The sequence below is a fragment of the Devosia lucknowensis genome, from assembly GCF_900177655.1.
Classification (GTDB): Bacteria; Pseudomonadota; Alphaproteobacteria; order Rhizobiales; family Devosiaceae; genus Devosia; species Devosia lucknowensis.
On the sequence record NZ_FXWK01000002.1, the window covers coordinates 332541 to 357373 of the forward strand.

Annotated in this window: 19 protein-coding genes, 1 tRNA gene and 2 pseudogenes; 9 read left to right on the forward strand and 13 right to left on the reverse strand. The window is 60.5% G+C overall.

The features are described 5' to 3' along the window. Positions 1–24 precede the first annotated feature (24 nt). The 4 genes from CCK88_RS13940 (at position 25) to CCK88_RS13955 (ending at position 4554) form a co-directional block, all read left to right on the forward strand. Entirely contained in the window at positions 25–1059 is a 1035-nt protein-coding gene (locus CCK88_RS13940) for a polysaccharide biosynthesis protein (RefSeq protein ID WP_086471978.1), read from the forward strand. Continuing rightward, positions 1059–2165, forward strand: coding sequence for a UDP-2-acetamido-2,6-beta-L-arabino-hexul-4-ose reductase (gene wbjC, locus CCK88_RS13945; protein ID WP_086471198.1), 1107 nt, complete (start codon positions 1059–1061; stop codon positions 2163–2165). Before CCK88_RS13940 ends, wbjC begins: the two co-directional genes overlap by 1 nt. Further along, positions 2165–3298 (forward strand): non-hydrolyzing UDP-N-acetylglucosamine 2-epimerase, encoded by a 1134-nt coding sequence (gene wecB / locus CCK88_RS13950; protein WP_086471199.1) that lies wholly within the window; start codon positions 2165–2167, stop codon positions 3296–3298. The genes wbjC and wecB overlap by 1 nt, the downstream gene beginning before the upstream one ends. Before the next feature lie 62 nt (positions 3299–3360). Further along, positions 3361–4554 (forward strand): glycosyltransferase family 4 protein, encoded by a 1194-nt coding sequence (locus CCK88_RS13955; protein WP_244557545.1) that lies wholly within the window; start codon positions 3361–3363, stop codon positions 4552–4554. A gap of 403 nt (positions 4555–4957) precedes the next feature. Here CCK88_RS13955 and CCK88_RS18910 read toward each other — a convergent pair whose 3' ends face one another. The 11 genes and pseudogenes from CCK88_RS18910 to CCK88_RS14025 form a co-directional block, all read right to left on the reverse strand. Next, positions 4958–5446: a tyrosine-type recombinase/integrase gene (locus CCK88_RS18910; RefSeq protein WP_425290640.1), complete on the reverse strand. Its 489-nt coding sequence runs from the start codon at positions 5444–5446 to the stop codon at positions 4958–4960. Beyond that, positions 5334–7259: an AAA family ATPase gene (locus tag CCK88_RS13965; RefSeq protein ID WP_086471202.1), complete on the reverse strand. Its 1926-nt coding sequence runs from the start codon at positions 7257–7259 to the stop codon at positions 5334–5336. Before CCK88_RS13965 ends, CCK88_RS18910 begins: the two co-directional genes overlap by 113 nt. Before the next feature lie 78 nt (positions 7260–7337). Further along, positions 7338–8621 carry a DUF4357 domain-containing protein gene (locus CCK88_RS13970; protein WP_086471203.1) on the reverse strand — a complete coding sequence of 428 codons (1284 nt, stop codon included), beginning with the start codon at positions 8619–8621 and terminating at the stop codon, positions 7338–7340. Positions 8622–9007: 386 nt separating this feature from the next. Beyond that, entirely contained in the window at positions 9008–10234 is a 1227-nt protein-coding gene (locus CCK88_RS13975) for a site-specific integrase (protein ID WP_086471204.1), read from the reverse strand. Between the two features lie 845 nt (positions 10235–11079). Beyond that, a protein-coding gene (locus tag CCK88_RS13980; RefSeq protein ID WP_140048997.1) for an IS3 family transposase occupies positions 11080–12178 on the reverse strand; the annotation gives its coding sequence in 2 pieces (ribosomal slippage) (positions 11080–11920 and positions 11919–12178; 1101 coding nt in all). A gap of 357 nt (positions 12179–12535) precedes the next feature. Then, on the reverse strand, positions 12536–13180 hold the full coding sequence (locus CCK88_RS13985; protein WP_086471205.1) for a Na/Pi cotransporter family protein: 645 nt from the start codon (positions 13178–13180) through the stop codon (positions 12536–12538). Between the two features lie 48 nt (positions 13181–13228). Then, on the reverse strand, positions 13229–13666 hold the full coding sequence (locus tag CCK88_RS13990) for a Na/Pi cotransporter family protein (protein ID WP_086471206.1): 438 nt from the start codon (positions 13664–13666) through the stop codon (positions 13229–13231). Between the two features lie 2 nt (positions 13667–13668). Further along, positions 13669–15254, reverse strand: a pseudogene (locus tag CCK88_RS18915) (FGGY family pentulose kinase). Positions 15255–15606: 352 nt separating this feature from the next. Beyond that, complete coding sequence (locus tag CCK88_RS18920) at positions 15607–15837, reverse strand: SDR family NAD(P)-dependent oxidoreductase (protein WP_425290630.1); 231 nt, start codon at positions 15835–15837, stop codon at positions 15607–15609. A 67-nt stretch (positions 15838–15904) separates the two neighbouring features. Next, positions 15905–16135 carry a hypothetical protein gene (locus CCK88_RS14015; protein WP_140048998.1) on the reverse strand — a complete coding sequence of 77 codons (231 nt, stop codon included), beginning with the start codon at positions 16133–16135 and terminating at the stop codon, positions 15905–15907. A gap of 2354 nt (positions 16136–18489) precedes the next feature. After that, a tRNA-Arg gene (locus CCK88_RS14025) sits at positions 18490–18566 on the reverse strand. Between the two features lie 190 nt (positions 18567–18756). Between CCK88_RS14025 and CCK88_RS14030 the strand changes: the two genes are divergently transcribed. The 4 genes from CCK88_RS14030 to CCK88_RS14045 all read left to right on the forward strand — a co-directional run bounded on the left by CCK88_RS14030 (position 18757) and on the right by CCK88_RS14045 (position 22862). After that, a complete protein-coding gene (locus CCK88_RS14030; RefSeq protein ID WP_086471211.1) occupies positions 18757–19368 on the forward strand; it encodes a DNA-3-methyladenine glycosylase I in 612 nt (203 codons plus the stop codon). A 65-nt stretch (positions 19369–19433) separates the two neighbouring features. After that, complete coding sequence (gene kaiC, locus CCK88_RS14035; protein WP_086471212.1) at positions 19434–21113, forward strand: circadian clock protein KaiC; 1680 nt, start codon at positions 19434–19436, stop codon at positions 21111–21113. Between the two features lie 22 nt (positions 21114–21135). After that, positions 21136–21420: a circadian clock KaiB family protein gene (locus CCK88_RS14040; RefSeq protein ID WP_086471213.1), complete on the forward strand. Its 285-nt coding sequence runs from the start codon at positions 21136–21138 to the stop codon at positions 21418–21420. Next, positions 21417–22862: an HWE histidine kinase domain-containing protein gene (locus CCK88_RS14045; protein WP_086471214.1), complete on the forward strand. Its 1446-nt coding sequence runs from the start codon at positions 21417–21419 to the stop codon at positions 22860–22862. The genes CCK88_RS14040 and CCK88_RS14045 overlap by 4 nt, the downstream gene beginning before the upstream one ends. Positions 22863–22921: 59 nt before the next feature. Here CCK88_RS14045 and CCK88_RS14050 read toward each other — a convergent pair whose 3' ends face one another. Then, positions 22922–23359 carry an FKBP-type peptidyl-prolyl cis-trans isomerase gene (locus tag CCK88_RS14050; RefSeq protein ID WP_086471215.1) on the reverse strand — a complete coding sequence of 146 codons (438 nt, stop codon included), beginning with the start codon at positions 23357–23359 and terminating at the stop codon, positions 22922–22924. 391 nt (positions 23360–23750) lie between these two features. On the opposite strand from CCK88_RS14050, the pseudogene CCK88_RS18685 reads away from it, so the two are divergent. After that, positions 23751–24245, forward strand: a pseudogene (locus CCK88_RS18685) (transglycosylase SLT domain-containing protein); the annotation flags it as partial. 3 nt (positions 24246–24248) lie between these two features. Here CCK88_RS18685 and CCK88_RS14060 read toward each other — a convergent pair. After that, the gene (locus CCK88_RS14060; protein WP_086471217.1) at positions 24249–24635 is read right to left on the reverse strand and encodes a response regulator; all 387 of its coding nucleotides are present in this window, start codon (positions 24633–24635) and stop codon (positions 24249–24251) included. Between the last annotated feature and the right edge of the window lie 198 nt (positions 24636–24833).

Below are 24833 nucleotides of genomic sequence, written 5' to 3' on the forward strand. Positions count from 1 at the left end.
CGACGAGAAATGGAACAGACAGGCATGTTCGACGGCAAGACCCTCTTGATCACCGGAGGCACCGGCTCCTTCGGGAATACGGTCCTCAAGCGGTTTCTGGACACCGGCATTAGCGAGATCCGCGTGTTCAGCCGCGACGAGAAAAAGCAGGACGACCAGCGCAAGAAGTTCCAGAGCGACAAGCTCAAGTTCTATATCGGCGACGTGCGCGATCCGGGCAGCATTCTGTCGGCCACGCGCGGGGTCGATTTCATCTTTCACGCCGCAGCGCTCAAGCAGGTCCCGTCCTGCGAGTTCCATCCCATGGAAGCGGTCAAGACCAATGTTCTCGGCACGGAGAACGTGCTCGAAGCCGCCATCCAAAACGGTGTGAGCCGGGTCGTGTGCCTCTCGACCGACAAGGCGGTGTATCCGATCAACGCCATGGGCATTTCCAAGGCGCTGATGGAAAAGGTCATGGTCGCGAAGTCGCGCGAGCTGGCAAAGTCGCAGACGGTTATCTGCGGCACCCGCTACGGCAATGTCATGGCTTCGCGCGGTTCGGTCATCCCGCTCTTCGCCCAGCAGATCGGCGCCAACAAGCCGATCACGATCACGGATCCCAACATGACGCGGTTCATGATGACCTTGTCCGACGCGGTGGACCTCGTGCTCTACGCGTTCACCCATGGGAACAACGGCGACATCTTCGTGCAGAAGGCACCTGCCGCCACGATCGGCGTTCTCGCGGAGGCGATGCGCAAGCGTCTCGGCGTTGCTCAGCACCCGATCGACGTCATCGGTACGCGCCACGGCGAAAAGCTCTATGAGACGCTGCTCAGCCGGGAAGAAATGGCCAATGCGGTCGACATGGGCGACTATTACCGCATTCCGCCCGATCTGCGCGACCTCAACTATGCCAAATATGTCGAACAGGGCGAAACGACGATCACCCGTGCCGAGGACTATAATTCGCACAATACCACGCGACTTGACGTCGACGGGATGGGAGAATTGCTGATGAAGCTGGACTTCTTCCGCGATCTCGTGGCCGGACGCACGCCGACCCTGGAGGACTGATGCCCACCATCGCTGTTACCGGAGCCAATGGTTTCATCGGCAGGAATCTCGTCGTGCGCCTAGGCGAGGCCAACCACCAGATCATCGAGATCGCGCGTGATCTCGACTTCGCGGCGATGGTGGAAAAGCTCAGTGGCGCAGAATTCGTCGTGCATCTTGCCGGTGTCAACCGGCCCGAGACCGAGGCCGAGTTCGAAACCGGCAATGTCGGGATGAGCGAGAAACTCGCCCGGGCCCTGCATCAACTCGAACAGCCGCTGCCGCTGGTATTCTCGTCGTCCATCCACGCCGACCTCGACAATCCCTACGGCCGGTCGAAGCGCGCCGCAGAGGCTGTGTTGGTTGAATACGGCAAGGTCGCGGGCGCGCCTGTTCATATCTGGCGGCTTCCCAATGTCTTCGGCAAATGGTGCCGGCCGAACTACAATTCGGTCGTGGCGACCTTCTGCAACAACATCGCCAAAGGCTTGCCGATCAAGGTCACCGACCCGGGCGCTGCTCTCCATCTCGTCTATATCGACGACGTCGTCGACGCGCTTCTCGCCCTCATCGCCAATGGCGGCGCTCAACCAGTTTCGGTCGAGCCGGCTTATCAGACGACGCTGGGCGAGCTTGTCACCGAAATCGAGACGCTTCGAGACAGTCGACAGACGCTCGTGACCGGCGCTGTGGGCACCGGCTTCAGGCGAGCCCTGCACGCCACCTATCTCAGCTATCTCGAACCCGTGAATTTTTCCTATCCGCTGGTGACGCACACCGATCCGCGCGGCACCTTCGCCGAAATGCTGCGCACCCCCGATGCGGGACAGTTCTCCTTCTTTACCGCCCATCCCGGCATTACCCGCGGCGGGCATTATCACCACAGCAAGACCGAGAAGTTCCTGGTCGTCCAGGGCAAGGCGCGCTTCGGCTTCCGCCATGTCCTCACCGATGAAACCTTTACCCTCGACACCGACGCCAGCCTGCCCCAGGTGGTGGAGACGGTCCCCGGCTGGTCCCACGACATTACCAATATCGGGGACGACACCATGGTCGTCATGCTCTGGGCCAATGAAGTGTTCGATCGCAACAAGCCCGATACCATAACCGCCAGGGTCCTGCCGTAATGAAGCGCCTGAAAGTTGCCACGGTCGTCGGTACGCGGCCCGAAATCATCCGCCTGTCACGGGTCCTCGCCAAGCTCGACGAACATTGCGAGCATCTGCTGATCCATACGGGCCAGAACTACGACTACGAACTGAACGAGATCTTCTTCAGCGATCTCGGCGTTCGCCGTCCCGACATTTTCCTCGATGCGGCAGGAGAAACGGTGGCTCAGACCATCGGCAATATCATCGGCAAGGTCGATGCCGTTCTGGCCGAGCACCAGCCCGAGGCGCTGCTTGTGCTAGGCGATACCAATTCCTGCCTCGCCGTGATCCCGGCCAAGCGCCGCAAGGTGCCGATTTTTCACATGGAGGCCGGCAATCGGTGCTTCGACATGCGCGTGCCCGAGGAGATCAACCGCCGTATCGTAGACCATACGGCGGACATCAATCTGACCTATTCCGATATCGCCCGGGAATATCTCCTGCGCGAGGGATTGCCGCCCGATCGGACGATCAAGACCGGATCCCCCATGTTCGAAGTACTGACCCACTATCGCGGCCAGATCGATGCTTCGGACGCGCGCCAACGCCTCGGCCTGATGGACGGCAGATACACCGTGGTCAGCGCGCACCGGGAAGAAAATGTCGACTCCGAGGTCAATTTCGGCAAGCTCATCACCCTTTTGAACGGCGTGGCTGAGCAGTTTGACGAACCGGTCATCGTATCCACCCACCCGCGCACCAAAAAGCGGATTGATGCCGTCGGGGCAACGTTCCACCGCCATGTCCGACTGATGAAGCCGCTTGGGTTTCATGACTACGTCAATCTGCAGATGGGCGCTCGGGTGGTGATGTCGGATAGCGGCACGATTACGGAAGAATCCTCCATCCTCAATTTTCCGGCGGTGAACCTGCGCGAAGCTCACGAGCGGCCCGAAGGGATGGAAGAGGCGTCCGTGATGATGACGGGCCTCGACCTGGAGCGGGTCTTGCAGGCCATCTCCATCCTCGAAAGCCAGGGGCGTGGAACTGAACGCTGTATCCGGCTGGTCGGCGATTATTCCATGCCTAATGTGTCGGATAAGGTCGTTCGCATCGTTCATTCCTATCGGGACTACGTCATGCGCACGGTCTGGAAACAGACCATCTAGAAATGCGAATTCTTGTCATCAGCCAATATTTCTGGCCGGAGAATTTTCGGATCAACGACCTTGTGGCGGAACTGGTCAATCGCGGCCACGAATTAACCGTGCTGACCGGAAAGCCCAATTACCCACGCGGCGAAATCTTTCCGGAATTTTTGGCAGCGCCTCAGGCGTACAACAGCTTCGAAGGCGCGGAAGTGGTGCGCGTCGGCCTTTTGCCACGGGGGCGTGGCGGCTTGCGACTGATGCTGAACTATCTGTCGTTCATGATTTCCGCCAGTGTCGTCGGATCCTGGAAACTGCGTGGACGAAAAGTTGAAGCCATTTTTGTCTTCGAGCCCTCTCCGATCACCATCGGCATCCCGGCCATCGTCCTCAAATGGCTCAAGCGCGCTCCGATCGCCTTCTGGGTGCTCGATCTCTGGCCGCAGTCCCTCGAAGCGGTTGGCGCTGTTCGGTCCAGGGCGGTCTTGCGCCTCGTCGACCATCTGGTTCGATTTATCTACCGGCACTGCGATGCCGTCCTGGCGCAGTCAAGAAGCTTTATGACCGCGATCGGAGAGCAGATCGACGATCCGAAGCGGATTATATATTTTCCCAGTTGGGCCGAGCCTGCGCCGACAATCGACAGCGTGATCCCCGCCCCTGAAATTGAGGCGCGCCCTGATCTCTTTGACATCGTGTTCACCGGAAATGTCGGCGAGGCGCAGGATTTTGCCGCCGTTCTCATGGCTGCCCAGGCGCTGCGCAATGAGCCAGTGCGCTGGATCATCGTCGGCGACGGACGCAAGTCGGCATGGCTCGCTGAAGAGGTCCAACGCCTGAACCTGCAAGATCAAGTCCTTCTCCCGGGACGCTTTGGTCTCGACAGGATGCCGTCGTTCTTCCGCCACGCGGATGCATTGCTCGTCTCGCTTCGGAACGAGCCGATATTTGCCTTGACCATCCCGGGAAAATTGCAGTCCTACCTGGGCGCTGGCATCCCCATCCTTGCCATGCTCAATGGTGAGGGCGCCGAGATCGTCACGACTTCCGGCGCCGGAATGGCGGTTGCCGCTGGCGATGGTGCCGGCCTGGCAGAAGCCGTTCTCAAGATGCGCATGCTTGATCCCGAGCAGCGGGCGAAAATGGGTGAGCGGGGTCTGGCCTGCATTGCCAAGCAGTTCGACCGCGACAAGCTCATCGCCCAGCTGGAAGGAATCCTGTTTACGCTTGAGCAAGGCGTCAAAACGAGGCGCGACTTTGAGGGTGTAAATGGCTAGAGCTGCTAGGAGGCCGGGATGAAGTTTGCTGGAATGGCGTTCGCTGCCGAGCTTTCGCTTCCCTTCTCCTAAGCTCATTTCGGATCGTAGTTTGTCCGTGGGCGATGTACGGGTGAAGATTGACGAAGATGGTCGTGAAGACGGCCAGAGGACTTCTGGGCGGAAGCAATTGCACGACCTAGGCTTGTTGCGGCCGATCGACAAACGCAACACGGTTCGGAATAGGCCAAGTCAGTTGGAAGATTGTTCAATGACTGCCGTTACCGATTAGCCTTCGCTGGTGGCTGTCGTATCGGAGACTGGTTCCGCGCTCCCCTGGCCGAGTGTGGCATCGCTGCGTGCACCGCTTCAAAGACCAACCGCAAGATACCGATCTCCCATGACGCAAGGCTACCCGTTCGCATCAGGGAATGCCCCGGACATCTAGGTCAACATTTTCGATGTATCTGGCGACCACATCTGCCGATTTCCATCCACCAGCACGCATGATCTGAGGCAGCCCCAAGCCGTTCAGCGTCAATTGTTGCGCTGCGCCAACCCGCAGCGAATGGCCGGATAAACGTCGCTCTAGCTCCCCCTCGATGCAAGCTAGCTCCGTAAGTTTTTTCAGCACTCGCGACACCGTCAGGGGCTGGAGATACGTCGGTCGAATGGTAGAGCCGAATACAGGTCGCAGCAGCGCCCCTCGAGTGATCGCAGCCTGGGCGATCCCCTCGCGCACAATGTTGCTAGTCCCAGTGGAAAGTCGTGCCGTGCGACCCGCACCTTCAGGATCATTTTTAGCTCGTCGAATAAGAATGGTGAACCTCCCGTCCTCCGTTGGCGTCAAGTCTTCGACTGACAGCGCCAAGCGCTTCCGCAACTTCCTCTCCCGACAGCACCCGCATCTCAACCAGCCGATCCGCCAGCGCAAGAATTGTCACCTTATCGGCTCGAACGATCTTTTGCGCTTCCGCCAGGAGACCGGTTAGCTCACTTTCGATGTCGGCATGCAAGGCGCTCGGATCGAGGGATCGACCTAACGCGTGGCCCGAGGACAGGCGCTCATAAAGACCCAATGTCTCACGCGCATCGAGCAGAAGACGTGTCGCATCGGCGAGGTCCGTTTCCGCCCCGCCATTGGGCCCCTGCCCCAAAACCATATCCGCGGCTCGTCCCCCCAGCATCATTGTGGCCTGCGCCCGAATGGAGGCAAGTGTCGGAACCAGGGTTGGGAGCCGCGTACTTGTGTGACCGCCTGTTCTCGCGCCAGGAATGATCGACACCGACTTAACGACGATCCCCAGTCGGATGGCTACGACGGCGTGTCCAAGTTCATGGATGGAGATGGTGCGTTGGTCATCAGCAGAACGAGTATCGGCGGGCACCATCTGTTCAATCATGTCGGTCAGCAAAAGCGCACGACCTGCGGATCGTGCTCGCGCACGCGCTGCATTGGTCCAGCCTTCCACGCGGGCCGGCGTGTGGTTGAGCGCCAGACGCACCAGCTTTTCCAGCTCCGTCTCCTCGAAATCTTCAGCAAGGTAATGACGCAGCAGTGCCCGGACTTCTTCAGAACTTGAGGGCGGCAGCACAGAAACCCTTTTCTGAAGTCGGCCTGGGCGGATGAGCGCGCTATCGAGGAAATTGTAGTGGTTAGTCGCGCCAACCAGATATGCAGGCTTTCCGCAGCGGCGCAGGCGATCGATTTCGGTCAGCACCAGCGTTACACAGGCTGTCCACCACTCCCTCGCCTTAGCGTCCATCGTGGCCCGATCTGGGAGGGCATCTGCCTCGTCTAGCAGCCCAAGTGCTGGGCTCTTCTCGATGATTTCGTCGATGAACGCTTTGACGTTACGCGACACACCGCCCAAGGCACCGTCTCCATGGGTGAACCACGCGCCAACGGAGCTGGGTACAAAATTGTAGCCGGCACTCCGCGCCAAGCTTCCGGCGATCAGCGTCTTTCCGGTACCGGGCGGTCCTTCCAGAATGGCGTAGGTCAATGTCGATGGGTCGACCTGCCCCTGCCGGGCAGCACGAAGATCTGCCACCAACGGGTCGCTCCAGTCCTTCACCACTTTGGTGAGCGGCAAATCGTCGAGCAGTGGAGTTTTGCTCTCGAAAACCGTCGAGGAACTCGCTGCCGGGTTGATCGCAGCGCGCAAACGCTCGATGCTTTGGCGCGCCGTGGCGCCGGGACGCAGAAGGCTCATGAGAAGTTGGGGGTCGAGCCTGCACATTTTGGCGGTCACCCCACGTGCAGGTGAGCCGGTCATTTCCCGGATGGCCTTGCGCAACAAGGCTGGCGTCAATGCCGGTACCATGACGAAAACATCGGCGCTCTTGATCACGGCATCTTCGATGAGACCGGCAGGGTCGTGACTGATAAAAATAAGCGAACGCCCCATTTGCAGCCAGGGGAGATCGTCGAGCCCAGACTTTTCGGCGCTGCGCTTGGGAGCAGTCGTCACACTGCGAACGACGAAATCGTGGTCCAATCGATTGAGGGCTTTCGACATTCGCAACACCCAGTTCGGATGCGGCACATGGACGATCGTCAGGCTGGGCTTGCGTTGCATCCGACGACGCTCTGCGGCGGTCATGGCAGCATCGAACATCAACTTGGCGAGGATTTCGCCTGAGGCACGATGCGCCTCAAGCTCCTGCTCATCATCCGGCTCGTCGGCTTCATTGTTGTTCGTGGCGACATTAAATTTCGACATGGTGCATGGCTCCGCATGGCGGGCAGCCCTCGGGCTGCTCCGCGCGGTGAAAACTGAGGTTTAAGATGTCTGGCGGGACTACGCCGCTATGAGACGCTCGGTGTTTGGATCGTAGCCCCCATCGGGATCGATCGGTTTCCATCCACCCCGGCCCTGCCCTTTGGAGCCCAGCACGAAATGCAGGGCGGCGCTGGGCGAACCGAAGAGGATGTCGCGGGCGAGGACATAGCTGCGCCCGTCGGGAGCCAGCTCGATGATGCCGGAGTGAAGCAAGGCAGCACGGTGATAGCTGGCCGAGGCATTGGCACTGGCCACCGGCTCCAACCTGATGTCGGAGCCGCGCAGCAACAGCCATTCGGTTTCGGAGTGGCGCGCCGAAAGCGCGCTGAGGTTCTCCCCAAAGCTGACCTCCATCACCTCTTGATCTGGCGCAGCATTGAACGGGCGCGGCGGCGCCAGTTGTCCGGTTTCGGCGCGAGGACCGGCCAGCACCATGCGTGGGCTGAGATCGAGAAACAGGTAACCGTTGCGGGCAATGCTTTCGCAGGCCAGTGCGGCCATGGCATTGAGCGCCGCATAGCGCTGGGGTGTGACCGATGCTCCATTCGGTGTGCTGTTAACGAGACGCACTTCCCTGGCCGCCGAAACGCGAGTGTGGATGATGCGTTCGAGCACCTGGGCATCATCTTCGCTCAGCCCACCACCTTTTTCGGTGATGGTGATTATGCTGTCGACATCGCTGATCGGTTGGCTGCCGCTGGCAACCCGCCGCCCGACGTTGACGCCCATGCCGACATAGGCGTTCTGATGCGACAAGAGAATATAGACGCCGGGACGCTGCAGCTCCTCCAAAGACGCAAAGCCGCGCCGGGCCGAGGCGGCGCCGACAAGCACATCGGGCACGAGATCTGCCGCTTCCAGGCGTTGGATTCGGACGGGAAGTTCGGCTGCCGCGCCGTCTTCAGGGTCCTGCGGATCGGACGGCGACGGAATAGGCTGTGGCGCGTGGGGTTCAGGGTCATCGTCCGGTGAGGTGTCGTCATCGGCCGCGAGCGGCTGGATGCGGGCAATGCGCGCATGTTCGTCAAGAATACCAGTAGGCAGATCGACCGAAACAAGATCGGCCTCCAACATGGCAAGGATGGCCCCGACCGGATCGGCGTGCCCTTGTCCCAGCACCGCCATCAGGGTGCCGACGCTGGCCGAGCCGGAGATGTCGATCTCGCGCAGCAGCGACACTTGGTCGGTGGCGGTGAGCAGGGGGTGGCGCGCAAGGCCGATGTCGAATTTGGCAGTGCAGTCGTGGGAAGAAGAAAGGGGTTTTGCAAGCGCCATGGCGCCGTTAGAAGACTGATAGGTCATAGTTGCCTCTGTTCTCAGCAGTGGTGGCATGGCTCAGGCTGGCGGTGGGTTTGCAGGCCCCCCGTCGGCCGCCCTTGCAGAGGCGGCAACCCGAGATCGAAGCGTCTTGCCCCGACGAGGATGAAGATGGCGCCGATCCTTGCTGGCGCCTAGGTCCCTTCGCGTTCCAACTTTGTTCATGGTTAACAGCTGGCGCCGCGCTGGTGGAGCACGCCAACAATTCGGTCGCAGCCTGTGCAAGGAAACGACAGCTCTGAGGTGCCTAGAACACGTGAGCGACACCACCGGGCAAATGTCACAGAACTACAGGTAGCCAAATCTTGGGCCACTGTAGCAAAAGTGAGTGCGCCCTCGCAGCTAAGACGATCGACACCAAAAGCGAGTTATTAATCACCCAGATCAAGTTCCGATGCCACTGCACCATCCACGTAATGGTGCCCGGGTAATGTCGTACCGGATCGCGCGATCCGTTGCACGACTTCGCTTATAGCATTAGCCTTCGCTTCAAAACTTTGCTGGACGGCTCGTTTCCCCTTCTGCAAGTTATTTGCGGGGATTGGCCTAGGCATGGCCTCAACTTCGAACACTCTGTCCATTTGTTTCAGCGGCATGGTAGGCTTAGCGCTCAAAACATTCTCATCGGTCTCACTAATGACGCGGTGCTCTTGCTGGCTTCCCTGTTGGTGGTGCTGATGTGCATCCGCATCAGCAGTCGCAACAACAGGTTCCGACGACACCGGCAGCGCAACTGCAGCTCCCATCCGCCAACCTTTGCTTGCGCCCGCGTAATGCTTGTTCGCCGTATCCAGATTGAGGTGACCCGCTAGGGCAGCGATTTCCGCCTGAGAGAATCCAGAGTTTTTCCAGGTCGCGATTCCACAATGACGAAAACTATATGGCGCCAGACGCCGACCACCTGCCTTTTCGCTGGCATAGGCAAGGCACTCGGCTAAACGAGAGTACCAGGCGTCTATCATCTTCTGCGCGTCGAGATCTGGATCATCGGGAACGGCTGACTGTGTAAGAATGCAAAGCCATCGAACCGCTTCGATGAAGGTCGGAGCAAACCTCTTCAAACTGATGCGGCGATACCGGAGCTGCCCAGGCTTTGCTTTCGCGTTCATTACACGGATTTCGTCGCCGAACACGTCCGCGGTAAGCAACTCAATGGGTCTCAAGGCGACATGCGGCATAACACAGGTGAATAGGGCCGCCGCCATAGCTGTCCTGCTTTCATGTTTTAGCGCCGACGCCTTCAGAAAGATGAAAGTCGCTTTCGCTTCCTTCTGCGTGACGTCTTTATGTTTTTTTGCTGAAGTTCGCTTCCCTATCTCGCGCCGCAAGGCACGCCGCGTCTCAAGCTGCTCATTTAAAAGAGCGAAATCTGCATCGATGTTTGAAGACCCCACTATCTTGAGAGCTCTCTTGTAGCTGTGACGGTAATTTCGAAGTGAGCTGCCAATTATAGGTGCCGGGCTGCCTGCTTCTCTTATCAGCGCTTCGACCATGTTTTCGCCGGGTTTGCGAAGTTCCTCAGCGCGTTTCAAGAAGCGCATCGCTTCCTGATCGATCTTCCAGTCCTGACGCTCTTTCGATATTCTCGTCCGGCTCATGTCACCTCCGCTTCAGTTCGCTATTCAGGAACAACCAGCAAGTCGAAAGAGCTCCTTACCTGCGACGCTGTGTGGCCTGAAAAAGCAGGGACCAGGACGTGCCTGAACACACCGACAGCTTCGAGTCGCATTGTCAGCAATGTGGCTCCCTTGCGTAGCTAACTAAACTGGATTGGAATTGAGCTCGATGACCTGCGATTCAATGCCACCACAACGACGTGGCATCCACCGTTAGTCCAGACAGAATGTTCGCTAACTAACTTCAAAGCGTTCGGACCCTGAGCTACCTGCCAGCGTTTTCAGGCACTTTGCAGCTTCACTGACATGTCCATTTCGGTGTCGCACTTCGAGAAACGTCCGTGTCCCAAGTCAGCGGGTTTCAAACGAGATTAACTACTCGATCTCCTATTTAGGCCCTAGGACGATGCAAGGGATAAAAGTAACGCAGATTTAGCAGAGAGTAACGCTGGTCACTGGACTGGTAACGGAGATCTCTTGTCCGGTAACACCTTTATCGAAGCTAGTGACGGATCTCCATGACCTACCTGTAGGTCGTGGGTAGGTCATGAGAGAAAATCGCTAGCAGCGGCGGCCGTATGCTATGGGTGGCTTGAGCTCCTCCACCTGCGAGAACCGCTTTTCTGCGCCTCCAGAAGGAAGGGCAAACAGCGCCGGCACATCGTTCCAAACCTGCAACGTCGACGTCGATCTGATCAGGAGGCACTGTCCGATTTCCGTCGTCCCAGATCGGATAGGCGACGCTAGCGAACAGCGAATTGATGGTCTTGACCTGAGCCCCAAGTCCCCTCCGGTTTTACGGAGAGTCCTTGGGTTGATGTTTGGCCCTAAGCGGCCTGTTTTTCCAGTGCCAGATTGCTGGCGAATTCGCTGGGCGTGAGATTGCCCAGCGAGGAATGCGGTCGATGGTCGTTGTAATCATCCTTCCATGCGCCGATACGCATCCTGGCTTCGGCCAGTGATGTGAACAGCGTCTCGTTGAGGCATTCATCGCGGAAGCTGCCATTGAAGCTCTCGATGAAGCCGTTCTGCATGGGCTTGCCCGGAGCGATATAGTGCCAGTCAATCTGCCGGTCCTGGGACCAGCGCAGGATCGCCATGCTGGTGAACTCGGTGCCATTGTCACTGACCACCGTCGACGGCCTGCCTCTTTGGGCAATGATAGCATCAAGCTCGCGCACCACTCGCCGCCCGGAGAGCGAGGTGTCTACGACCAGGGCGAGGCATTCCCTGGTGTGGTCGTCGACAAGGGTCAGCACCCTGAACCGCCGGCCATCGGTGAAAGCATCGCTGACAAAGTCCAGGCTCCAGCGCTGGTTAGGCTGATCCGGCACGATGATTGGCTGTCGTGTTCCCAAGGCACGTTTACGGCCGCCTCGTTTGCGCACCTGCAGCTTCTCCTCGGCATAGAGGCGCCTGAGCTTCTTGATGTTCATCTCGATGCCCTGTCGCTGCAGCATCACATGGATACGGCGGTATCCGAACCGGCGCCGTTGGGCGGCAACGGTTTTCATCGCCACTCGCAGCTCGCGGTCGTCCGGCCGCAGACTGCGATACCGCACGCTTGATCGATCCACGTCCAGAGCTTCACACGCCCGCCGCTGGCTCACTCCGTGCACCAGGCAGGCATGAGCCACCGCATCCCGCTTTGCGTCGGGCGTCACCATTTTTTGCTGCGACATCCTTAAGGATGGCATTATCCAGCATCGCCTCGGCCAGGAGCTTCTTGAGCCGGGTATTCTCGTCCTCCAGCATCTTCAACCGACGGGCGTCCGACACTTCCAGACCGCCATACTTGGCCTTCCACTTATAGAAGGTGGCACTGCTGATCCCGTGCTTGCCACACAGGTCCGCCGTCCCCAGCCCGGACTCCTGCTCCTTCAATATCGCAATGATCTGTTCTTTGTTGAACCTGCTGCGCTTCATGCGTCCGCCCTCTGTTGCGGCGGACTCTACCAAAATCTGGAGGAGATCTAGGGGCTCAGGTCAGTCTTTGTCGACCTCAGCGTTGCGAAGTGGATATTGCTATTATCGATGCTGAGCCACGTGCCGCCTTCTAGCCGTCGGAGATGCTCTAGGGCGCTGCGGCCCTCAGCCTTGCGCTTCTCTTCCTACTCGGCCAGCACCAGCCGGGCGGACTCGCGACCCTCCGAAGTAAGCGCGTTGAGAGTCAGGTGCATGTTTTGAAGAACGCCGCAAAGCATGTCGGTGAGTTCACCCCAACCGGAGGCGAGAACGAGAGCTTTTCGCTTCGGTGTGTTTCGGCGAGCTTGACCAGCGTCTTCAAGACCGGGGTCCCGGTATACTTGAGATTGACGGCGAAAGTGGCGAGGTACTGTGACCGGCGCTTATCCTCGTCCAGCATGTCCGGATGCCGGACCTGCGTGAGATAGAGCTTGATGTCCGCTGCGTCTTGTCGACCACGCGCTCGACAGTCTCGGCTATACGCAGGAGCTCGCGCTTGCCGCTGCCCAGCGCGAGAACGGGTCGGTCGACCACGCTTTGATCAAGGCATGAGGTAGGCGCCGATGAAAGCGGATCAGGCATGGCCCTCGGGCGAATCCATGCCGTCAGCAGGCGGGCCGCCAAGGAGGTCAGCGGCAGGCAAGGAACCACCAGCGCGAGATTGAACGCCAAATGCATGTTGATGACAAAATAGGCCGGATCGCGCGTCAGTACCGTCAAGGGCGGATAGTGCAATTTGACGATGATGAGTCCGATGACCGCTCCCAACCCACGGAAAAGGCAGCTGCCGATGGCAATGCGAAGAGCATGGACCACACCAATGAGGGTGATGCCCAGGGCGAAGAGCCCATCGCCTAGATTAGCGCCAAGCACCAACGACACCGCCAGTACGACCGGCAGCTTGCCCTGATCCGCTAAGGTCGCCATCAGCAGCAGCGATGCCAGGTGCAATGCACCAGCCATGTGAAGGCGGCACCAAGAAGAAAAGCGGTGAAGAACTCGGACTGCAGGTTAGCCCACGATCTCGGGCAGCAACGGCGTGTCGCGCAGGGGCGCGGTCGCATCCCCGATCATCTGCAGCGACAAGAGCACGAGTGCGATGCTGAAGACGGTGCGGCTGCCTTGACGTCCAGTGCGGCTTGGGAGACGGAAGAACAGCAACCCGCCGTCGACCGGCACTAATGGGCTGAGCCATTGCATAAGATGGAGAAGAATGCGCATAACCATGGCCGATCCGACATCGGTTCCCAGCATCATGGCATAGCCAGTGCCAAGGCTGATCGTGCCGCTGGCGGCAGAGCCGGATGCCAGCAGCGCCACGGCCGTCGAGCTCTTGAGAAACATCGCCCCGCTGCGTCGATCCCAGTGCGCACCATGCGCCACCCAGAGCAGCAGGGTAACGGCGCCGGCTAGATGCAGCAGCACCATACAGGGGTTGGAAGCGTCCATGCTCAGCCGTCCGTGCAAGGGGTGCGCGCCACCTTCTGGAGGGCCGCCAAGGCGTCGTATGAGCCCCTTGCCCGCTAGGCAGTGCGCCCTGGGCTGGCTCGTGCACCTGACCGATTGCCGACATCGCTTCGATCAATGTCGCATGTCTGCCACCCGCCACCGCGCCCGGCATGGCCGCGCCGACAAGCGCAGATGCGGGCGGGGTCGAGGCCACCACGGTCAGCCTGGTCGCATCGGCCAGTAGCTGTCGCACTAGCGGCGAGGCGCCCGCTCCGCCACTGACCGCAATAGTGTCGAACGCAATGCCCAAAGCAGCCATGGTCTCTATCAACTGCCGGCAGCCATAGCCGAGGCCCAGCATACCCGCCACATAGAGCGCGACGAGACTGGAAAGCGACGTTTCCACCCCAAGCCCGGCAATGACATCGCGTGCGTCGGGATCAGCGAAGGGCGCACGATTGCCGAGAAATTCAGGTACAAGTGCAGGCCATCGGCAGGCCTGGCGACGTCGGACGCACCTGCCTGCCCGTCCATGGCGCGCATACCGAGCCAGGCCTTGAGGCTCAGCCCTGCGCCGTCGCCTCTGCGCGGGCGGCATCGGTGGCCGGATGAAGCGTCACGAGGTGATCGAGCGCGGCGCCGTCAGCGGACTGGCCACCCTCATCGTTCCGGGGACCACGGCAGAACAGGGACCCACACGCCCGGCACGAAGACCGGTTTGGCCGGGCTGAAGATTGTGCAGGCCGATGTACCCATCACATAAGCCATGCGGGTACAGAGGCTGCCTACCTCGCCCCCGGGCGCCGACGGAACCCACCCCGCCGGCATGGTCATCGATCATACCGACGGCAATCGGATTACCTTCGCCAAGGCCCCACTCCGCAGCGACTTTGGCACTGACCATCACCAGCATGCCAGGCGCACCGATATCGGCTCCGATGCGCGCAAAGCCCTCGTTCTGCCAGCACGCTGAGACCAACGGCGTGGAAATAGCCGGCATCCGACGCTGTTCATGCGCAAGGTAGGTTCATTTGCAGGTCAAGATAAAGCTCGATTGCGGCAGGTCCGTTGGCACGCCAGGTGAGAAAGTCGGCATGATCGAAGAACTGCCAGGCGGCGTCGAAACTCTGTCGCTTTTGTCGGGTCAGCCAGATGAGCTTGGCCGGACCTGTTTCGGGCGAGATGGTGCCGCCCACGTGATCGAGGACGCGGTGAGCCGTAGCGTTAATTTCTGCCGCTTCGCTAGCAGCGCGGTGATCCACCCAGATTATGACATTTCGGTCCGGATCGCCGGAGGGTCCCATCGGCAGCAGCGCGCCTTGAGGAGCCAGGACCACATGCGAACAAGTCGCGTCGAAAACATGCCAGCGATCGCGTCCCGATTGACGCCGCTGTCCTGTGCGTTGCGCACGCTGGCAGTCACGGCCGCCCAGATGTCGGGGCTCAACTGCTGGACCACATCCCTTGCCTCGCGGAAGATGGCAATGTCGTGCCTGACCATCGCGAGCATGCGCCCCGCGCCGTAGAAGATACCGGCGCGGGCAATGCCCATGCCGAGGTCGATGCCGATATGGAGCGGTTCGGACATCTCAGAGGTCGTTGCTCTGCGGCAGGCCGGCTCCATCAGGTCACCCGCGGCCAGTGCCGCCTCGAGCTTGTCTTTGGGCCCACTCGCCGATGAGAGCGGTGACCACCGGTCCGAACGGCGCCAACGCGTATGCCATGCGACGCCGCCTGGTGGCTTATGGTGTGCCCGAAAGCTTGCAACGCGTGCCTTGGATGCCGTTTAGATCGGCTCTCAAACCAAACCAGCGATTGAACTTGTCTTAATGATGTCGCCGCTTGTGCCCTCGATCATGCACGGCAGCACCGCTCCAACGAAACGAAACGCCGCATATGTGCCGAGATCGAGCATGAAATCCCGTTGGTCGGGGGCGCCCTCAGCGATCGGGCCGCCACGCATGAGAGTCGGCGTTGGCATGGATGATATCGATCTCTTCAGCATGGGCAAGAATGGCACGAACCAAAGCCTCAGCACTCCAGGGGTCTTTGAGATTGGTGACCACGGCAAAGGCATTGCGGCCGAGCTCGCCGCAGAGTTGGTCGAGCCTCAACGCGTCGCGATCGACCAGCGCAACCCGCGCTCCTTCCGCCAGCAGCATGCGCGCCATTCGAGCCCGATGCCCGACGCGGCGCCGGTAACGGCAGCAACCTTGCCGCGCAAATCTTGACCCAAGGTCACACCTTGCTTGCTCGACGATCAAAGGAACACTGCCGCCCGCCCAGGGAACGGTTCGCGATGGCAAAGGCCTGCGGCAGCTTGGCTGCGCCCGCTACAACGAAGAGTGCACCGGCTTCCACCAGCACCTCGGCTCGTCCCGACCTGTCATCTGCCGGTTCCACGACGCCAATCCCGACCATACCTACGGCGCGCAGCGCTTCGATGCCGGGCGGACTGTCATCGATCATGACGCGATCGTCCTGGAGGACGCCGAACGCTCTGGCGCAATGCAGCATCAGGTCGGGGTCTGCTTGGACCTTGGCACCGCGTCGGCGCTGAAAATCTGTGGAGGACGATTGCGAGGGGAATGAGCAAGGCTCCCCTCAAGCCTATGCATTGTGCGGTTGGAGGCCACGCATCTGGGCTGATCGAGGGAACCAACGACGTACATGAGTCTGGGCATGGGTTCAGCCGCTCGGCAAAGCCTGCATAAGGCGTCTGGCCCCAATGGGCGAAGAATTCATCGATGTCGCGATAAAAATACTCATCCTCGATCATGCGGCGGATGATGCGCACTGCATTACCGGTACGTCGTACCACGCGCTTCGGCATCGTTAGTGGCAACGCCATGAGCACACGTGCTCTATGCGAGCGTGCTGCTGGCGATCGGCTCGCTATGCATGAGGACGCCACCGCAACCAAGATGATAAGGGCGATGTTTTCGATTGTCTGGGCGGATCGCCGGCAGCGGAAAGGACGTTTACGAGTACTAATGAGCCAGCCGCATGTTGAAGGCACGGTCCGGCCGGCCGGTGGCTAGCTGTCGCAGGGTCTTGTTCAGGACAAGTTCGGCCTCCTCGTGGTGTGGGGAACCCAGACAGCCAGCCGGTCGGCCAGGATACGGGCGGTTATGGCTTCCCAGTGGCTCTGGAGAAGGCTCTTCTCGATCGAGATGCTATCAGACACTTCAAGCAGCTTGGCCATCCGGCGAATTGTCGGAACGATCGATTCTGGTTCGCTATGGCCTCGCCTGCGACTTGCCTGTCCAGCATCTGCTGAACTTGGACGCCTGCGGCGATCTCCTACGGCGGTTCAACGAGATATAGGGCTCGCTATCGAGTACAGGATAGTTGATGCGCCATGCCTTGCCGCTGGAAGGCTGCGTGCGGTGCCAGACGTGGTGCTGAGCTTGGGAGGATCGCACACGGTCAAGGCGATGGCGGCCGAGCTGAGGTCGCCGCTCACTCGTTGTATTCCGACGAAGCAATGAGGCGCCACGCTCTCGAACTTCAAGAAGGCGGCAGACCCGAAAGAAGACGTCTGGTTTGTAAAGCACGTTTAGGCGAACCGACTGCGCCTGGACCTTCAAGCCGGCGGAATCAATGTTTGCTACCCGTTAGTCCAGAATTTTTTGCGAGCTTTCGACCGGGATCGTATGTTTAAACTAGCTCGAAATTACGTCGTTTCTGCAGTCTGCGCCTCTGCCGAGAAAGGCCTTTTGCCTCTCGTGTCTTGGGAAAACTCAAAGCCGCAGAGGGCGCTATGTATCCTTTGGCGCTTCCGGCCTGATGACGCTTGAGCCGGCTGGAAGTGTCGCCAAGAGGCAGAAGTAACGCTTTTATTGAATGAGGTAACGCAACACATCGGGTCAGGTAACGCATTTTAAGGGATGGATAACACTTTGTCCGAAGCTTGTGGCAAATCTCCATGACCTACGGGTAGGTCGTGGGGAGGTCGCCGGTAGGTCGCGGCATGAACAGATAAGGAACAAAGGTGGGTATGCCGAGGGTTTCAGCTTGAGAAGTCTTAGACCCGGGTATGAGGAAGCAACCTGCCATTTGGGCAGAAGCAAAATCAGTTGGATCGGCCAGTCGAAAGCCCGATACAGCCGGTGGGTCGCAACCCAACTATACCGCTTCAGGGGCGATGGTGAAGAAGAACGAAGTCGGGACGCAAGCCGTTCAAATGCGGTTGGACGTAGATTTCCCACGCTGGCGGCAGATATCGAATGAACAGATCCAGGACCTGACGCTCACCAGGCGTCAAAGGCTGACGAAGATCGGCATGCTCGGATAGGGGCGGGTGTATCACGCGGATCGCGGTACCCGTCCCCGTAACATCATCAGCCGGTGTTCCCTTTTGTAAGAGCATTTACTCACCTCCAAGGCGAAAATGGTCATAGGGATCCGTCTAAATATCAAGCGGATAAGGAAAATATCGTCGGCATGCTTAAGGGCGATCGTCTTTAGAAGAGGCGGCTCACTTCGCTGCGCATCGTCCTTTGGATCGCCTATGCATTGAACCACGCGTCCAAGCCGATCCGGTAGGTTTCCATCAAGTAGCTCTGCGTCGCAGCCAAGAGTTCCAGGTGCGCCGGCTGCACTCCGGCCTTGGAATAACCGGGCTGAACCAAAGTCACTCGGTATTCAGGCCGGATCTGCTGCCACCTATTGATCCAACCGATTAGGGCGGTATTCACATCGGTTGGGCTCGTCCGACGCCGACTAGCTCTACGCTACCAAGGCGATGTAACGGCTAATCGACCCAAAATTGTTTGGTATCGACCCAAGCCCAATTTGGCCTGACAATGTCTGAAAAAGCTTGGCGCACCCGGCGAGATTCGAACTCACGACCTCTGCCTTCGGAGGGCAGCGCTCTATCCAGCTGAGCTACGGGTGCAGGCCGGAATCGGGCCGGGGCCCGGTGGGATGGGCGCAAACTAGTCGAAGGCTGGCGGTTGCGCAACCGGACAATGCCGCCCTCATGGCAAATGCGAGGGAGCGCTGCTGACAGCTTCCCGCGCACCGGTCTATGCTTATGGCACACCGCTCGAACGGCCCGATGGCCGACCAGATCAGGAGGGGCCGGAATGGCGCTGTTTGAAGGACCCGATGGCTTTGGGCGCTGCTTGTGGTGCGGCGGCGCGCCGGAATTCGTGCCCTATCATGATCACGAATGGGGCTTTCCGGTCAGCGACGACACGCGTCTGTTTGAAAAGCTCAGCCTCGAAGCCTTTCAGTCGGGCCTCAGCTGGCGCACCATCCTCAACAAGCGCGAAGCGTTTCGCGCGGCGTTCGCGGGCTTCGACATCGAAAAGGTCGCGGCGTTCACGCAAAAGGACGTCGAGCGCCTGCTCGCCGATGCCGGCATCGTCAGGCATCGCGGCAAGATCGAAGCGGTGATCAACAATGCCCGGCGCGCCCGGGAGCTCATCGCCGAGGCCGGGTCGATCGCCGCCTTCGTCTGGCGCTATGAAGCCGAAAGCCCTGCCGCGCCGCAGAGCCAGACCACCTCGCCTCAATCCATCGCCTTGTCCAAGGCGCTCAAGAAGCGCGGCTGGGCGTTTGTCGGCCCGACGACGGTCTTCGCCTTCATGCAGGCGATGGGGCTGGTCAACGATCATGCCACCGGCTGTGTCAGCCGCGACAAGGCCACCGCGCTGCGGGCCAGTTTCGTGGTGCCAGGCACTGCACGGCCTTAATCTGAATTAATTGGCAAACGCGGCGTTGTCGCCTAGATAGGCTGACCTTTGCAGACGAGCGACCCATGGAACAGCCGACCGGCATCTCGAAATCTCTCACCGGCATATCCGGGTTTGACGATCTGACCATGGGCGGCCTGCCTACCGGCCGTCCGACGCTGGTCTGTGGCTCGGCCGGGTGCGGCAAGACACTGTTCGCCACCACCTTCCTCGTGCATGGTGCGCGTGATTTCGACGAGCCCGGCGTGTTCGTCAGCTTCGAGGAACGTCCCGAGGATATCGCGGCCAATGTCGCGTCCCTTGGCTTCGACGTCGATGCGCTGGTCGCGGCCGACAGGCTCGGCTTTGAGCACATCGCCATCGACCCCAGCGAATTGGCCGAGATCGGCGATTATGATCTGGAAGGTCTGTTCCTCAGGCTGGAACTGGCGATCGATGCGATCGGCGCCAAGCGCGTCGTGCTCGATACGATCGAGAGCCTGTTTTCCGCCTTCTCCAATCCGGCCATCCTGCGCGCCGAGATCCGGCGCCTGTTCGACTGGCTGAAGGACAAGGGGATGACCACCGTCATCACCGCCGAGCGTGGCGACGGCACGCTGACGCGTCAGGGGCTCGAGGAATATGTGTCCGATTGCGTCATCCTGCTCGATCACCGGGTGCACAACCAGATTTCGACGCGCCGCATGCGCATCGTCAAGTATCGCGGCACCGCCCATGGCACCAACGAATACCCGTTTCTGATCGACCAGGACGGTTTCTCGGTGTTGCCGGTGTCCTCACTGGGTCTCAATCACCAGGTGTTCGAAGAGCGCATTTCGTCGGGCGTTCCCGATCTCGACGAGATGCTGAGCGGCGGCGGCTTTCATCGCGGCTCCTCGATCCTGATTTCGGGCGTCGCCGGTTCGGGCAAGTCGTCGCTTTCGGCCAGCTTCGTAGGCGCCGCGGCCAGCCGGGGCGAGCGGTCGATCTATTTCTCGTTCGAGGAGTCGCAGGAGCAGGTGGTGCGCAATATGCGCTCGATCGGGCTCGATCTCCAACCGATGATCGAGAGTGGCCTTGTGCACTACGTTGCCGCGCGACCGACGTCCTACAGCCTCGAAATGCACCTCGCCATCATGCTGCGCGAAGTGGTGCGGTTCGATCCCAAGCTCGTCGTGCTCGATCCCATCTCCGCCTTTATCGATACGGGTGATGCGCTCGAGGTCCAGTCCATGCTGCTGCGCATGGTGGATTTCCTCAAGAACCGCGGCATAACGGCGGTCTTCACCCATCTCATGCACAATCAGGATGGAAACGTCGCAACCGATGCCGGGCTATCGTCGTTGATGGATGCTTGGGTGCTCATGCTCAATCGCGAGGTCAATGGCGAGTTCAATCGCGAACTCTACCTGCTCAAGGCCCGCGGAACGTCGCACTCCAATCAGGTGCGCGAATTCGTCATGAGCGACGGGGGGATCAGGCTTTTGCCGCCATATCTGGGCGAGAACGGTGCACTGACAGGGTCGGCGCGCAAGAGCGAGGAGGCCCGTGCCCGCCGCGCCGAAGTCGCACGTCTCGACGAAATCGAACGTATCCGCGTGGAGGTCGAAACGCGCCGCCGCAAGGCTCAGGCGCAGATCGAAAGCCTGCAGGCGGAAATCGACGCCGACGAGCGCGAGTTGCGCGCCGCTCTCTCCCGCGAAGCCGCCTACATTGAGCAGGCAAAAGACGACCTTACCGAAATGGAAGCGAGCCGGCGCGTCTGATGCGTGCTGCCGGAGACAGACGATGACCGAGACCACAGTCCCCCGCAAACTGACCCTTTATGTCGCCGGCCAGACGCCCAAGTCCGTCTCCGCCATCGCCAACCTGCGCAAGATCACCGAAGAGCACCTCCCGGGGCAATACGAGATCGATGTCGTCGACCTGCGCGAAAACCCCAAGCTGGCAAAAGAGCATTCCATCGTCGCCATCCCGACGCTGGTGCGTGAGCTGCCCATACCGCTGCGCAAGATCATCGGCGACTTGTCCGATGTCGAAAAGGTGCTGGTGGCGCTCAAGGTGCAGGAATGACCGGGCAGGACATCTCCGAGCTTCGCACCCGCCTCGAAGAGGCCGAAGACACGCTGCGCGCCATTCGTGCCGGCGAGATCGATGCGCTGGTCATCGATACGCCCGATAGCGCGGAAATCTTCACCCTCGAGGGCGAAGGCCAGTCCTATCGCAACTTCCTCGAAGCCATGGATGTCGGCGCCGCGGCGCTCGATGGCGAGGGGCGCATTCTCTACGTCAATACAAATCTCATGTCCGCTCTGGGCACCGCCCTCAATTCATGGCACGGACTGCGCTTTGCCGATGTCCTGGATGCCGATGTCGCGGCCCGCATCGATGCGCTGGCCGGCTCGGTCCATGGGAGCGCCGAGATTTCGCTCACAAGGCACGGACAGCCAACCCACTTCGCCGTTTCCGCGCGTCCGATGCGGCTCGGCGCCGTCCAGGGCCACGCCGTAACCTTTACCGACATCACCCAGCGGGTCGAGGCGGAGCTGGCGCTGCAGAGCGAGCGCGCTGCCCGCGCGGTGATCGCCTCGGCCAACGAAGCCGTACTGGTCTGCGGCCTTGACGGCGTCGTTACCCATGCCAATGTCGCGGCCCAGAACGTCTACGAGGGCGATCCGGTCGGGCAGCGGTTTGCCGATATCGTGCCGCTGATCTTCCCCGGCGCAACCGGCATGGTGCAATCGGCCGACATCGTGGACATGGCCATCGGCGGCAGCGCCGTGCAGGGCATCGAAGCCACCGCTCCGAACGCCCCGCGGATCAAGGATTACCAGGTCAGCGCCGCGCCGCTGCATGTGGGCGATGAATCCATCAGTGGCTGTGTGATCACCATGGTGGACCTGACGCACCGCAAAGCGGCCGAAAAGCAGCAATTGCTATTGATGCGCGAGCTCGACCACCGGGTCAAGAACACGCTCGCGCTGGTGCTGTCGATCGCCGGCCGAACGATGCACCACGAGGATACGCTCGAGGGCTTCCACGCTGCGTTCACCGGGCGGATCCAGGCGCTCGCCGCAACGCACAATCTCCTGGCGGAAAACGGCTGGACCGATCTGACCATTGCCGATGTGGTGCAGGCCGAACTGGCTCCGCATGCAGGCGGCTCCGGACGCTTCGTCACCGAGGGTCTCCATCATGCGATAACGCCCCGCGCCGCCATCGCGCTGGGTCTCGTCATTCACGAACTCGCGACCAATGCCGCCAAGTATGGTGCGCTTTCGGCCACCAACGGCAAGGTCACCGTGATCGCCCTCGGAAATCCTGACAAGGATGCATTCGCGCTCGAATGGCGGGAAAGCGGTGGTCCCCCGGTCGCGACACCGGCACGCCGCGGCTTCGGGCAGAACGTCATTACCCGCAGCCTGCAGTATTCGCCCCATGGTGGCGCCGAAGTCGACTATCGGCCCGAGGGCGTCGTCTGCCGGATTTCACTGCCGCGCGAGGACATGCGCTAGCTCTTCAGCATGGGACCGGCAGCGATCGCCGCCGGTCCCTCTGGCCGACAGGCTGTCGATCAGGCGGCCTTGACCACTTCCACAACTTCGACATCGAACACGAGGTCCTGGCCAGCCAGCGGATGGTTGGCGTCGACGGTAATGCTCTGCTCGTCCAAACCGACCACGGTGATCGGCAGCATGCCGCCATCGGCCGTGCGGGCCTGAAGCTGGGAGCCGACCTTGAGATCGATGCCCGCAGGCACCTTGGCGCGGTCGAGCTGCTGGATTGCCTCGTCGCGGCGCGGGCCATAGGCGTCGTCCACCGGAATGGTCACGGTGCTCTTGGCGCCAGCTTCCATGCCCGCCACGTGCTGTTCAAGCCCGCGGATCACCTGGCCCTGGCCAAGCGTGAATTCGAGCGGCGCGCGCCCCTCGGAACTATCGAACTGCGTGCCATCAACGAGACGGCCGGAGTAGTGGATGCGCACGATGTCGCCGGTTGCGGCAGTGGTCATGAGACAAGCCTTTCGGAATTTTGAAGCCCGCGTGGCGTGCGGGCCTGTCGTGTCAGTCGCGCGACAGTATTGCCGCCCTATGGGGCAGAACACCGACCGACCAAGGGTCGAATGGTGAGCGCGAGGCGAAGGCATTAATTTAGGGCGCGAGCGGCGGATGTAAACCTTTTGGTCGCAAGTGCCTGCCATGATTGCGCTTTCGCGCTTCTGCGCCCCGATAACACTTGCCCGTGTGTCGCATTTCCGCCATCAAGCCGCCGTGTTTCCCGCGTAGCGGGCGGAATGAGGGACTGCATTGGCTTTTAGAGGTACTGCGATGACGGCACGGCCGCTCCCCATTGCCGGCTCCATTGCCCTGGCATTCGTTCTGTCCGGTTGCTCCATGGCCGGCATCAAACCCATGCCCGGCAAGAGCGCGACCGCGGCCATCGCCAGCTTTGCACCGGCGGCGCCTACGCCGGCCGGACATGTGCCGCGCGCCAATGCCGTGCCGACCGCGCCGACGTCTGCCCTTCTTGGATATGCCGGGAGCGAACGCGGCGCCCTAGACGGTCTTATCGCCCACTATTCCGCTGAATATGCCGTGCCCGAGCATCTGGTGCGCCGGGTGATCGTGCGCGAAAGCGGCTACAATCCGGGTGCGCGCAACGGTCCCTATTACGGCCTGATGCAGATCAGCCACGCCACGGCGCGCGGCATGGGCTATCGTGGCGAGGCCGCGGGCCTCCTCGATGCCGAAACCAACCTGCGATACGCCGTGCGTTATCTCGCCGGCGCCTACGTGACTGCCGGCGGCAACGACGATCGCGCCGTTCAGTTCTATGCTCGTGGCTATTACTACGATGCCAAGCGCCTGGGCCTGCTCGACAAGGCGGGCCTGCGCTGATCGCTAGGCGGTGGGCGCGGTAAGCAGGCTCTTCAGCCGCTCGGTCAATTCATCTTCGCGATAGGGCTTTTCGAGCCGCACGAAGTCGTGGTCGATCGTGCCCGGCAATTCCGCATGGCCGCTGGTCAGCAGTACTGGGAGGCCCGGCCGCAGCTTGCGCGCGGCAGTGGCGAGTTCGACGCCGTTCATGCCCGGCATTGAATAATCCGTGACCATGGCGACGATATCATTGTTCCGCTCGAGCAGAGAAAGCGCTTCCGCGCCGGAAAAGGCCTCCAGCGCACGATAACCGATCTCGGTCACGATGTCGGCAGTGTTGAGGGTAATCAAGGCATCGTCGTCCACCACCAGAATGGTGGTGCCGGATCCCCTCAAGGGGGTAATCTGCACGGGATATCCTTTAAGGCCCCACCGAGCCTGTTACCGGAAGTAGCGGAAATCCGCTCTTCCTATCCTCTTACACCCTATGCCCGGAAAAGTGGCGAAGATAGGGAGCTGCGCGGAAAAGTGATCTCGCCGCTGCTCCTGACACCTCCGGTCAGAAATGGGTGCCATCATGGCGCGCGAGGCGATAAAGTCGCCGCCGAC